Origin of the sequence: Streptomyces sp. NPDC001787, assembly GCF_040297465.1 — a bacterium.
Lineage (GTDB): Bacteria > Actinomycetota > Actinomycetes > Streptomycetales > Streptomycetaceae > Streptomyces.
This window is the reverse complement of record NZ_JBEOZE010000049.1, coordinates 37,529-49,986: the sequence shown is the minus strand read 5'-3', so window position 1 is coordinate 49,986 and position 12,458 is coordinate 37,529. Positions and strand designations below refer to the sequence as shown.

9 protein-coding genes, 1 tRNA gene and 1 other RNA gene are annotated in these 12,458 nt (G+C 69.9%); 5 read left to right on the top strand and 6 right to left on the bottom strand.

Annotated features, from left to right (window positions below; genetic code table 11):
- Both ABT170_RS38640 and ffs read right to left on the bottom strand, forming a co-directional pair.
- Positions 1–1,584 (bottom strand): DNA polymerase III subunit gamma and tau (locus ABT170_RS38640; RefSeq protein WP_351875589.1); only part of this gene is annotated, 1,584 nt, incomplete at its 3' end.
- Positions 1,585–1,684: 100 nt separating this feature from the next.
- An RNA gene (ffs, locus tag ABT170_RS38635) (signal recognition particle sRNA small type) lies at positions 1,685–1,781 on the bottom strand.
- A gap of 133 nt (positions 1,782–1,914) precedes the next feature.
- On the opposite strand from ffs, the gene ABT170_RS38630 reads away from it, so the two are divergent.
- A tRNA-Ser gene (locus tag ABT170_RS38630) sits at positions 1,915–2,002 on the top strand.
- 195 nt (positions 2,003–2,197) lie between these two features.
- Here the strand turns inward: ABT170_RS38630 and ABT170_RS38625 are convergent.
- The gene (locus tag ABT170_RS38625; protein ID WP_329944873.1) at positions 2,198–3,148 is read right to left on the bottom strand and encodes a LysR family transcriptional regulator; all 951 of its coding nucleotides are present in this window, start codon (positions 3,146–3,148) and stop codon (positions 2,198–2,200) included.
- Positions 3,149–3,308: 160 nt separating this feature from the next.
- On the opposite strand from ABT170_RS38625, the gene ABT170_RS38620 reads away from it, so the two are divergent.
- Positions 3,309–3,935: a LysE family transporter gene (locus ABT170_RS38620; RefSeq protein WP_351875585.1), complete on the top strand. Its 627-nt coding sequence runs from the start codon at positions 3,309–3,311 to the stop codon at positions 3,933–3,935.
- A gap of 81 nt (positions 3,936–4,016) precedes the next feature.
- Here the strand turns inward: ABT170_RS38620 and ABT170_RS38615 are convergent, their stop codons facing one another.
- Positions 4,017–5,141 (bottom strand): aromatic ring-hydroxylating oxygenase subunit alpha, encoded by a 1,125-nt coding sequence (locus ABT170_RS38615; protein ID WP_351875582.1) that lies wholly within the window; start codon positions 5,139–5,141, stop codon positions 4,017–4,019.
- Positions 5,142–5,743: 602 nt separating this feature from the next.
- On the opposite strand from ABT170_RS38615, the gene ABT170_RS38610 reads away from it, so the two are divergent.
- Together ABT170_RS38610 and ABT170_RS38605 are read left to right on the top strand one after the other, a co-directional pair.
- Positions 5,744–6,637, top strand: a complete 894-nt coding sequence (locus ABT170_RS38610; RefSeq protein ID WP_351875579.1) for a phosphorothioated DNA-binding restriction endonuclease — start codon at positions 5,744–5,746, stop codon at positions 6,635–6,637.
- 203 nt (positions 6,638–6,840) lie between these two features.
- A complete protein-coding gene (locus tag ABT170_RS38605; RefSeq protein ID WP_329944869.1) occupies positions 6,841–7,974 on the top strand; it encodes a hypothetical protein in 1,134 nt (377 codons plus the stop codon).
- 91 nt (positions 7,975–8,065) lie between these two features.
- Here ABT170_RS38605 and ABT170_RS38600 read toward each other — a convergent pair whose 3' ends face one another.
- Both ABT170_RS38600 and ABT170_RS38595 read right to left on the bottom strand, forming a co-directional pair.
- Positions 8,066–9,604, bottom strand: coding sequence for a hypothetical protein (locus ABT170_RS38600; protein WP_351875575.1), 1,539 nt, complete (start codon positions 9,602–9,604; stop codon positions 8,066–8,068).
- Entirely contained in the window at positions 9,601–10,344 is a 744-nt protein-coding gene (locus ABT170_RS38595; protein ID WP_329944867.1) for a toll/interleukin-1 receptor domain-containing protein, read from the bottom strand. Before ABT170_RS38595 ends, ABT170_RS38600 begins: the two co-directional genes overlap by 4 nt.
- 252 nt (positions 10,345–10,596) lie before the next feature.
- Here ABT170_RS38595 and ABT170_RS38590 point away from each other — a divergent pair, with 252 nt between their 5' ends.
- Positions 10,597–12,339, top strand: a complete 1,743-nt coding sequence (locus ABT170_RS38590) for a lysyl oxidase family protein (RefSeq protein ID WP_329944866.1) — start codon at positions 10,597–10,599, stop codon at positions 12,337–12,339.
- The last annotated feature ends 119 nt before the right edge of the window (positions 12,340–12,458 follow it).

The following is a 12,458-nucleotide window of genomic DNA, read 5'->3' as shown; positions in this document are numbered from 1 at the left end:
GGGGGGGGGGGGGGGGGCGGCCCCCCGGGGGCGGGGGGGGGCGCGGGGGGGGGGGGGGGGCGCGCTGCCGGGCGTGGAGGCGGTGGGCCAGCCGCCGGGTCGGCGCGCCTGTTCCGTACCGGCGGCGGCAGGCCAGGACCCGGGGCGCTGGGCGGGCGCGGGAGCCTGTGCCGGGGGCTGCTGGGCGGACCCGGCGTGGGCCACGGGCTCGGCGGCGACCGGCGCGAACGCTGCGGGGGCGGGTTCTCCGGGGGCGGGCGCTGCGGGAGGCGCGGGGGCCTCGCCCCGTACCGCCGCACGGGCCGCGGCGGGTCCGCCACCGGGCTGTCCGGCCGGGGCGGCGGGAGCATGGGCCTGAGCCTCCGGCCCCGGTACGTACCCCAGGGCGGGACCGGCGGCGGGCCCGGCGGCGGGGGCCGCGAAGGACGCGCCGCGCTCCAGCCGGTCCAGCCGGGCCTGGAGCGAACGTTCGTCGTCGAAGGCGGCGGGCAGCAGCACCCGGGCGCAGATCAGCTCCACCTGGAGGCGCGGCGAGGTCGCCCCGCGCATCTCCGTGAGCCCCTCGTTGACCAGGTCGGCGGCGCGGCTCAGCTCGGCGGCACCGAAGACGGCCGCCTGGGCCTGCATGCGCTCGACGACATCGGCGGGAGCGTCGATGAGGCCCTTGTCCCCGGCGTCGGGGACGGCGGCCAGGATCACCAGGTCGCGCAGCCGCTCCAGCAGGTCGGCGACGAAGCGGCGCGGGTCGTTGCCGCCCTCGATCACCCGGTCCACGACCTCGAAGGCGGCGGCGCCGTCACCCGCCGCGAAGGCGTCCACGACGGAGTCGAGCAGGGACCCGTCCGTGTACCCGAGCAGCGAGGTCGCCATGGCGTATGTCACACCGTCGTCGCCCGCGCCGGCTAGCAACTGGTCCATGACGGACATCGAGTCACGCACGGATCCCGCACCGGCCCGCACGACCAGCGGCAGCACTCCGTCCTCGACGGCGCTGTTCTCCTTGGCGCAGACCTCGGCGAGATACCCGCGCAGCGTCCCCGGCGGGACCAGCCGGAACGGGTAGTGGTGCGTACGCGACCGGATCGTGCCGATGACCTTCTCGGGTTCGGTGGTCGCGAAGATGAACTTGAGATGCTCCGGCGGCTCCTCGACCACCTTCAGCAGGGCGTTGAACCCTGCCGGGGTGACCATGTGCGCCTCGTCGATGATGTAGATCTTGTAGCGACTCGACGCGGGACCGAAGAACGCCTTCTCGCGCAGGTCACGGGCGTCGTCCACGCCACCGTGCGATGCCGCGTCGATCTCGATCACATCGATGGAACCCGGCCCGTTGCGCGCGAGGTCCTGGCAGGACTGGCACTCGCCGCACGGGGTCGGCGTCGGGCCCTGCTCACAGTTCAGACAGCGGGCGAGGATGCGCGCACTGGTCGTCTTCCCGCAGCCGCGCGGCCCGCTGAACAGGTACGCGTGATTGACCCGGTTGTTACGCAGGGCCTGCTGCAGCGGGTCAGTGACATGCTCCTGACCGATGACCTCGGCGAACGACTCGGGGCGATAGCGGCGGTACAGCGCAAGGGACGACACACCTACGAGGTTATCGGGACGGACCGACAACCGGCCCCGTACCGCCCGGCGGCCCCGGAGCGGAGCCCGCCCGGACAACGCGGGAGCCCGCCCGGACAACGCAAAGGGCCCCCCACGCACCCGCCAGAGCCAACCTACCCTTGCTGCCTTCCGGCCCTGGGGGAGTTCAGTCAGATAGCGCCACGTGAGGGGCTGACGCCCACCTTAGCGGATCCCCACCCCCTCCGGTCCACCCCCGCCCACCCCGCCACCCGGCTCCGGAACCGCCCAGGACGATCAACGGGGGAACAGGTTCGCGAGCACTCCCCAACGTCTTGTATTGTTTGCCGCGGAGGATTCGCCTAGTGGCCTAGGGCGCACGCTTGGAAAGCGTGTTGGGGGCAACCCCTCACGAGTTCGAATCTCGTATCCTCCGCCATTGCTCTCACCGGGCAATACGTCGAAGGGCCCCGCAGCTTGCTGCGGGGCCCTTCGACGTTGGTGGTTGCGGCTCTGGTCTTCTCGTTCAACAGCTCCCGCCCGAGCACCGCGTGGCCGGCCTTCCGGTGTGTGATGCCCAGCACGCGGGGGCGCCGTGGTGTGGCGGCTGACGCCGAGGTGGCGAGCATGTTGCTCACCCCTTCGACTCGGCGGCGCCAGGGGGCGTGTGCGGCCATGGGCTCGGCTGCTGGGTGGCCGCGTCCTGGAGCGCGTCCAGACCGCGCGCGATGAGAACCTGCGCCCGGCTGCCGGGCCGTACGCAGGCCAGGAGCCTTCGCACGGGGGCTGCCGGGCCGGTCAGGGGGACGCGCCGGAGGGGCAGGTCCTGAGGGAATGGCGCCTGCCGGGGCATGAGGCAGACGCCGTGTCCGTGGGCGACCAGGGCGGCGACGGCCGTCCAGTCGATCGCGCTGTGTGCCACGCGTGGGGTGAACCCCGCGGCTGCCGCGGCGTGCAGGAGGACCGGGTGCTGGTCCCTGGGGTCCCCCGCCTGGATCCAGGTCTCCTGGGCGGCGTCCGCCAGGCGTACGGATTCACGGCGGGCGAGGAGATGGTGATCGGGTACGACCAGGTCCTGGGGTTCCTCCGTCAGCGTCACGTGTTCGAAGAGGCCGCCTCCCGTGGACGAGACGTCGAAGGCGGCGATCACTACGGCGATGTCCACCCGGTGGGCGAGCAGAAGGCTGAGGCGGTCCTCGTCGGGATACTCGTCGAGGCGGCAGACCATCTGGGGGAACCGGTCGCGCAGTGTCCGTGCCGCCGGGGCGATCACCCGGGCGAGGGCGCTGGCGACGCCCGTGATCCGCAGGAGGCCGGCGGTTCCTTCCCGGTGGGAGTCCAGGACGGCCTCGGCCCGTTCCCATTCGGCGTTCATGGCCTCCACATGCCCGACCAGTGCGAGCGCGGCGGGAGTGAGCCGAACCCTCCGGCCCGCCGGTTCCAGGAGTTTCAGGCCGAGTTCGCCCGACAGCTGCCGAAGCTGCTGCGAGACCGTGGGGGGCGAGAGGTGCAGAGCAGCCGCCGCGGCGGTGACGGTTCCTTCCGCGTGCAGGGCGCGCAGAGCCCGCAGACGAGGGTCGATCATGTGGCTTCTCCGAACGGAACGGTGTGGAACTTTCCAATGGACGCTGTCAGGACGCCCGGACGAGAATGAGGATCCGCGCCCACGACGATCGACGCTCGCGCAGGGGCCCGTGCGGATCCGCCTCCCACACTGTCCGCTCCGAGCCCGCTGGAGGCCTGTTGTGTTCGATTCCGCTGTCGCGGGAGCGCTGGCCGGATACGGTCTCGCGATCCCGGTGGGAGCCGTCGCCGTACTGATGATCAATCTGACGGCCCGGACCTCGTTCCGCGTCGGGGCCGCGGCGGCGATCGGCGCGACGACGGCGGATGCGCTCTACGCCGTGGTCGCCGTCGTGGGAGGAGCTGCTGTGGCCACGGCGATCCAGCCCTTCTCCGAACCCTTGCGCTGGGCGGCCTTCCTGGTCCTGGCGGTGATGGCCGCGCGGATCGCCGTTGCCGGACTGCGGAAGCAGAAGGACGGCGCGGTCCGGAGGCCACCTGAGGAGAAGGCCGTCAGCCCACGCCGGTCGTTCGTGATGTTCCTGGCGCTCACAGCGCTCAACCCGTGGCCCGCCCTGTACTTCGTCGCGCTCATCCTCGGACATCAGGCCCTCCAGGAGGCATCGTGGGCAGAATCGACGGTCTACCTCGCGGCTGTCGTCACCGCGTCCGCGAGTTGGCAGTTGCTGCTTGCCGGCGGAGGGGCGGTTTTCGGCCGCTTCATCACCGGCCCACGAGGTCGAAAGGTCACCGCCGTGGTGTCCAGCGCTCTGATTCTGGGACTCGGCGCCCACATGGCCCTGGGGTGACATGGAACGGGTCATACCCCAGGCACAGGTTCCGCCTGGGGTACAGAAATCATTCTCCCGGTGCACGCGGGCACGGCCCCGCTAAATCGCCAAGACTTTCTCCTCCTTCTTTTCCAGCTGCTCCAGGACCCACTCCCGGAACGTGACGATGAGGCTCTCGTGCGGAGTGTGGAACTCCTCGAAGTACCGGGACCCCGCCGCCTTCTGAACCCTGACACAGGCTTCGAAGTCCTCGCGGGCCGTGACATCCACGAGCGCCGCGGCATCTTCCGGGGAGAAGTCGGGGTCATTCATGGCCTCGGGATGAAAGAGCCACTGTGTGAGGACCTTGGTGCGGTCGGGGCCCACTGGTTCGAACCGCATACACATCACATGGTCCGGAATGAACATGAGGTGCACATTGGGCCAGAGCAGGATTCCATGGAAGGTGCGGGCATCACCTTCCGGAACACCGGGCAGCCGGGCCGCCGCCGATTTTCCGGAGAGCGAGAAACCGGTGGCCCCTTCAGCCAGTGCGGAACCACGTTTCAAAGGACCTTCGGGGCCGCTTACCGTCCCGTATCCGGTGCGCCAGCTCGGAAGGATCTGACAAATTTCCGGATGCATGGTGGGACAGTGGTAGCACTCACAGAAATTCTCATAGAGAATCTTCCAGTTCGCCGGAACCTCGTAGACCACCTCCTTGGCAACCCTTAATTCGTCGCAGCCGTAGTTGCCCGGGACGTCGTCATCGCCGAAGCGTTCCCGGATCAGCGGTCCGACCTGGTCCTCCAGGGGTGCCGCGTCGGGGTCGAGGTTCACCCAGACATAGCCGAGCCATTCGGTGACACCGGCGGTGAAGAGGTGCCGCTCCTTCGTCTCGGGCGGGAGGTCACGCATGAAGGGGGCCGCGGTGAGGTGACCGTCGAGGCTGAAGGTCCATCCATGGTAGGGACAGCGGATGGAGCCGCCGAAATTCCCCTTATCCTCAAGGCAGAGACGGGCACCGCGATGGCGGCACAGGTTGATCAGGGCGCGGATCTCGCCGGCGGCCTTGCGTACGAGGAGAACGCTCTCCCTCCCCACATTCACACGCACGAATGATCCGACTTCGGCGATCTCCGAGGAGCGTGCCACACACTGCCAGGAGCGCTCAAATATCCGCTCCTGCTCCAGGGTGAAGTGCTGCTCACTGGTGTAGTACGTCGGTGGCCAATTGACCGTCACTCCTGAACTCCCTTTCGATTCGAAACCAGGTCGAGTCGCGCGACGCGAGCCGGGGCTTCACCCTCGAATTCAGGAAAATGGACTTCCACCCATGCCGGCCGAATCAATCGACGACCGGCCCTCAATCACCAGACACGTGCGCGACTCGAAAGACCTGTGCGTACAGAAGCAATGTTTCGATTTCCACGATCCATCATGCGCATGACGCCATCGGACCCGCAAGAGCTCTCCACTTCGGGGCCGAAAACCCCCGTTCGATAATCGTCGGAACGGATGTCTGCACCGATCCTTCGACGGAGGTGGCGAACCTCAGCCACAGCCCATCGAGCCGCAGGGACCGCTGCCCCACCGCCACGGGCGTGCAACGCGCGGCATCGCGATTGGCTCAAGTTCGCCCATCACTGCCGGAATTATCTACAGTTTCCATGAACATTCCGCTTGACCCCCGAATTGAACGCCCGTGACAGAATTTCTGCGGCATTCCGGGCCGAACAGCTACGACCGCTCCTTCCACCGGCGCGACGGGGAATGGCCGAAGGCCCCGGCCGGTCGCGGTCCGACGCCCGCTCCCCTCCCGGTGACGTCGCCTACGATCGCCGGTCATGGACTGGCTCGAACGCGCGGCGAAGCTGAGGCAATGGACCGGGAACGGGATACGGGCTCCGCACAAACCCCTGCTGCTCCTGTACGCCCTCGGCCGGTTCCGGGAGGACGCCGACGGCGAGTTGCGGTACAGCGGGGTGGAGGAGGACCTGAAGCGGCTGCTCGCCGAGTACGGGCCCGCCAACAGGACGACACCCGCCTACCCCTTTCACCATCTGGTCAGCGACGGGGTGTGGGAAGTACGTACCGATCGGGGACCCGGCAGTCCCGGCACCGGGGTGCTGGAGCTGCGAGCGACGGGCGCGGCCGGGCGGTTGGTGCCGGAGCTGCGGGCGGCCCTGCGACGTGAGCCGTCGCTGCTCGGCCGGATCACCCGGGTGCTGCTCGATCAGCACTTCCCGCCGTCGCTCCACGACGAACTGCGCGAGGCGGTGGGCCTGGACCTGGAGCCGGTGGCGCCCGAACCCCTCCGGGCCGGGCGACGGCAACGGGACCGGCGAATGCGGGAGATGGTGCTGACCGCCTACGAGTACCAGTGCGCCTTCTGCGGCTTCGACGGCAGACTCGGCGCGGTGCCGGTCGGGTTGGAGGCCGCGCATGTGCGCTGGTGGGCGTTCGACGGTCCGGACGACGTCGACAACGGACTGTGCCTGTGCGCGCTGCATCACAAGCTGTTCGACAAGGGTGTCCTCGGCGTCGGCGAAGGCCACCGCATCCTGGTGTCGCAGAAGTTCGTCGGGCGGAGCCCGGCAGCCCGCGATCAGGTGACGGCGCTCGCCGGCCGCCCCTTGACCGGCCCCCAGCCGGGCACGAGCCCGATCGCGGAGTGCCATCGGTCCTGGCACACCGGGCAGGTCTTCCGCGGCGACCCGCGCCCTGCCTCCGTGACGTGATCGTCGGGTCCCGGGTGCCGCTCCGGACCGGCGCACCCGGTTCCGGAGAACACGGGCGGCTCCCGCCCCTGGCCGACGATGTCATCGAAATGGCCTGTTACAACCGTTCGGCGCCGTCGTGAGTCTGGTTCGTCGGCCAGTAGCTCTCTGGCCTGCACACGTCATTCGGACAGAGCTCTCTCACCGCAAAGGAACGCTCACCGATGCTTGCAAGGCACCTCTTGCGCACAGCGGCCGCCTCACTGACGCTCGCCGCCACTCTGCTCACCGCCGGCGGCGCCCAGGCGGCCGGGACGGCGCCCGGCTGGGAGGTCTCGCTCTCCGGGGACAGCCCGGCCGAGTCCCTGATGTCCGTGTCCTCCGTCGACGAGGATCTGGCCTGGGCCGTCGGCCGAAAGGGACAGACCGGCGTCATCATGCGCTGGGACGGGGAGAACTGGAGCGAGGACACCGCCCCGGGGCTGCCCGACGTCTGGCAGTGGTCGGCGGTCAGCGCCGTCGCCGCCGACGACGTATGGGCCTACGGAACGGTGAACAGGGATCAGGCGCTCGTCCACTACGACGGCGAGCGCTGGACCACCGTTCCCACGGCCGGCCCCGCCGACGACTCATGGCCGGAGGTCCCGATCGACGCCGTTCCCGGGCGGCTGTTCAAGGGCGGCAACGCCCTCTACACGTACGCCGACGGCGCCTGGCAGACCTTCACGCTGCCGTACCTCGTCGACATCCGGGACATCGACGCCCTCTCGGCGGACGACGCCTACGCGACCGGCATGCGGTACCCGGTCAACGGCGGCCACCCGGTGACGTACCACTGGGACGGGACGACCTGGACCCTGATGGACCAGCCCCCGGTCCCCGCCGGTACGGACACCGCGAAGATCACCGCGGCGGCCCCGGACAGTGTCTACGTGGCCGGATGGGCCGACGACGCCGACGGCGGACCGCCCGCCCCCGGCGTCGCGCACTGGAACGGCACGACGTGGCAGGACGTCACCGGTTCGCTCGCCGATCTCTACCTCCACGCGATCAGTTCCGACGGCCGCGGCGGTCTGTGGGTCACCGGCAACGACAAGACCGATCCGGTCGCCGCCGGGCCGGTCTTCTGGCACTACGACGGCACCACCTGGACCAAGGAACCCGGAGCGTCGGCACCCGACGGCGACACCCAGTGGCCGTCCTACTCCTTCTACGACCTGGCTCCGGCCGGCGCCGACGGCAGGTTCTGGGCGGTCGGCGACTACTCCATGCCCATGGACGCCCACGGGGACCAGCAGATCAACGGCCTGATCGAACGGTCCGCCGCGGCTGCCCCGGCGACGGCCGCCCGTCGCTAAGGGCTGTCCCGACAGTGGCGCCGGCGCCCTCTCCCCGCACCACGGGAGAGGGCGCCGTTCCGTTGGTCCGGGCGGGGATACGCGAGCCGTGCTACGCCCCCGTACCGGACGGGATCTCCGCAGGCCGCCTCCGGGGCAGGATCCTTCGGAGCAGCCGTCTGCCGGAGCGGCGGTTCCCGTCCGTCTGCCCCAGGTACGCCGGACCGGCCGCTTCCGCGGTCCCGTAGGGGCCCCATCGTCGGCGTACGTCCATGAGCACCCGAGCGAGATCGGGCGATGTCTCCTCGGATGCCGCCCAGCCGTGGACCCGGGACCGGAACCGCGAACCGTACCGGTCGTGGCTGAGCCCCAGTTCCAGCGCCGCCGCGGCCTCGGCGCGCAGGCGCCCGCCCGCCGGAGGACGGGTCCACCGCTCGACGAGGTCGCACAGGTCGTCCGGGCGAGCGGCCGACAGGGTCCGCTCCGCGAATCGGCGGATCAGGCGTGCGCGGTCCTCCGCCGTGTATGCGGGCAGTTCCACGCACCTGCCCACCCAGTCGCGGAAATCCGTATGGAGATCGGGGAAGTTCTCCCAGAAGTACCGCCCGACCGCGCTGTCGTAGCCGGGCGTCGTGAACGTCACCCGCCCGCCGTCGTCCCGGCCGAGGGACAGTTCCTCCAGCCGCTCGCCGACGTCCGCCTGTTCGAGGCCGGGTGTCCGGTCCTGCGGGTGGTCCAGTACGGACAGCAGACAGCGGGCCGCGTCCAGTACCGCCGGGGACGCGGCGCCGCTGTTCATGGCCGCCGCGAGCAGCAGAGCGCGCTGGGGAGCACCCCGATGCCGCCGTACGTGCCCGGCGGCCTCGGCCGACCGGTCGGTCACGGTGTCCATGGCCTCGCCCAGCCAGGCCGCGAAGTCCGCGCCGTCCCGGTACCCGTCCCCGTCCCGCGCCTGGACGACCAGCTCCGCCAGGCGGGCCAGTTCCCGTAGAGGAGCTGTGGCGAACATGCGGGCCAGGTACGCGGTGTCCAGTTGCTCCGGCTCGAACGCCACGCCCCGCACCCGGAGGTACCGGCTGAACACCGCCCGCCCACGGGGCCGTTCGAGACGTACGGTCAAAGGGAACAGGTCCATGTGCAGCATCGACGCCGCGCCCGCCGGAAGTATCGCGACCAGGCGCGCGCCGCACCTCTCGACGAGGGCGAGGTGGCGCAGGAGGCTGTGCTGAGCCTCGGGGTAGCCGGCGAGGCTTACATGCGACAGGTCCATCAGACAGCGGTCGTCCGCCGAGACGTCGGGAGCGCCCGCCTCCCAGACCGGCGGCAGCTCCTCGATCCGGCCGCCCGGCACCGAGGTCCCCTCCAGCAGCATCGTCGCCGCCGCACGCCGGCCGCTCCCGGGCGCACCGTCCACCAGCACCGCGGCACCAGGAGCCGCCAGCCGTTCGGCTGCCCGGCCGAACCCCCGTGGGCGTACGAAGCAGCCGCCCAGCCGACGCCGGTGCTGCTGGGTGATGCTCAGCCGAGGGAGGCCTGTTCCGGTCGGGCGCTCGTCCCCGCCGGTCAACCGCTGGAAGACGTACTGATTCCCGGCCCCGTTGTTCACCGGCCCCCGCGGATCGCTGACCCATGTGCCGCCCGCGCCGGTCACCGTGCCCCGTCCACAGGCCGCCCGCCCCGGTCCGGGCGCTGCTCGGCGTAGAGGTGGCCGCTGCCCGTGTGCACCGGGCCCCGGGGATCACTGACGAATGTCCCGGAGAAGTCTCCGTTGAGGTTTCCCATGCCTCCGCGTCGCCGATTGCTGACCGCCCCCGCGCGCGACCCCGTCCGCGCCCCCTCCCGCGCACGAGCGGTGCCGCTGCCGCTGCCGTCCATGTCCCTGTGGTCATGACCGTGACCGTGACCGTGGTTCCGTGCGGCGGTGGCGAGTTCCGGGAGCAGGGTGATCAGGTCGTCCGCCAGCCTCCCCAGATCGGCCGCCGCGTTGCGGTGGTCGAGACGGCGATACTGACAGTCGGCGAGATCTCCGAGCGCCACCGGCAGATCCTCGGACCGCAGGCGCCTCGCTCCGGCGACCAGGAGAGGGATGACGACCGCACCGTTCTCCAGCGCCTCCTCGATCTCCCGCCGTGTCCAGTCGTTCTCGTCCTCCAGGGCACTGCGGGTGCCGGTTCCTCCGGCCTCCAGCCATCTGTGACCGATCACCGCCAGCAGAACACTGGTGCGCCGGACGGCTCTGAGCAGTTCCCGGGGGTACCGGCTTCCCGGACGGATGGACTTGCTCGCGCGGAAGACGTTCTCGTCTCCGAAGATCCGCGAGAGTTCCCTGTCCACGAGGGTGGCGGTGGCCTCTTCGTCGTTCGTTCGGTAGTTCACGAAGATCAAGGGCATACGGGATCCCATTCTGCGAGTTCGTGTTCGATCGACGAATGAGCGTGCCCTTCACCTCATGTCTGTATGGCTCAACTACGTCTGGATTCAGCCTCATTGACTGGGTTTCGGACAACGATGGACGTGTCGCGGCTGCGCAGACAACCCCGGGGGCCGTACCGCATCTCTCACAGGCGGGAGACAGTTTTCGCGGCCGGGCACCGGTGCGGCGCTGTCCGTCCACGTCCCATCAGGCACTCGGAAGTACGAGGAATGATGACCAGATCCCACCAGGCCCGCATGTCGCGTTCGGCGATCGCAGCCGCCGCGGCCATCGCCGTGACCGCGGGCGTCGTCGCCGCCGCACCTGACGCCAAGAAGGCCGCGCCGACGCCGAAGCTCAGCCTGATCGCCGCTTCCACTTCCGTGACCCTCGACTCGTGGAAGGAGGACCCCGGCGTCTATCTGGACCTCGGCACGTACGTCACCGCCGAGAACGGTCCCCTCGAACTCAGGGTGAACCGTAAGTCCTACAACGACCCGATCATCGCGAAGCAGATCATCCGGGACGCGAAGGGCAAGCAGACAGGGACCAAGACCCTGCCCAAGCGACTGCTGAAGGACTTCGCGGGGTTGCCCGACTTCGCGAAGATCACCGTCAAGGACGCGGCCGGGAAGACCGTGCTGGACAAGACCGAGGCGTTCTGTCCGAACAACGCGTCCGGGCGTATCCACCCCGAGGCGCCGGCCAATTCGAAGTATCCCCAGAGCTGCCCGGTGAACCCGTTCACCCTCGGCTCGGTCTGGGGGGTCGAGAACGGCTGGGCGTCCAACACCTACGCGGGCTACTACTCCACGCCGGTCGTGCTGCCCGCCGGGAAGTACACCGCCAAGGTGTCCGTGACGAAGGCCTACCGCGATCTGTTCGGCATGGCGGACAAGCCCCAGACCGTCAAGGTGACCGTCCGCGAGCGCAGTTGGGAGGAGGGTGAGGGCGTCTCCGGCGCCTCCGCGATGTCCGGGCACGACATGTCGAAGATGTCCGGGCACGACATGTCCGGGCACAGCATGCCGGGTCACGGTGCGATGCGTTCGCCCGCCCCGGCCGCCGCGACGAGCGGCGCCGGTCCCTCGTACAACGTGGGTCACGGGCCCTACGCGCCCGCGCCGCCCGCCCTGCCGTGGGCGATCAAGAAGGCCGCCCTCAAGTCCGCCGCGTCCGCGCAGGCGGGCGACGGGCCCGGCCGGACCGACGGGTCCCGCAAGGCGCCCGCCGTGCAGCCCAACGCGAAGCGGCCGACCGGCAAGGCGAGCGTGCCCGACGTTCCCAAGCCGGACCTCCGTTCGCTGCCCGCCTACGGCATCACCGTCAGCGACGGTTACGAGGAGGTCCCGGGCAAGGACTACCTGGCCTTCAGCGCCAATGTGTGGAACGCCGGCCCGGCCAAGCTCGTCGTGGACGGCTTCCGCTCTCCGGGCAAGGAGCTGATGGACGCGTACCAGTACTTCTACGACGCCAACGGCAAGCAGGTCGGCTACACCCCGACCGGCACCATGGAGTGGGACCCGCGCCCCGGCCACGAGCACTGGCACTTCACCGACTTCGCCAGCTACCGGCTGCTGAAGGCCGACAAGAAGGAGACCGTGCGCAGCGGCAAGGAGGCCTTCTGCCTGGCCAACACCGACGCGGTCGACTACACGGTGAAGAACGCCAACTGGCACCCGGACAACACCGACCTGTCCACCGCGTGCGGCCAGGAGAACTCGATCTCCGTCCGTGAGGTGCTCGACGTCGGTTCCGGTGACACCTACACCCAGGACCTCCCCGGCCAGTCCTTCGACATCACCGGCCTGGCGAACGGCACCTACTACATCCAGGTGCTGGCCAACCCGGAGAAGCGGCTCAAGGAGACCGACCTCACCAACAACAGCGCCCTGCGCAAGGTCGTCCTGGGCGGCAAGCCCGGCGCCCGTACGGTGACCGTTCCCCCGCACGAGCGGGTGGACGCCAACTGATGACCGCCCGCCACCGCGGCGGGCAGTGAGCAGGAAGGGGACGGCCCCCGGAGACCATGGGTTTCCGGGGGCCGTACTCGTGCCCGCGCCCCGAGCCCCGTAGCCCTGCTGCCGCGCGC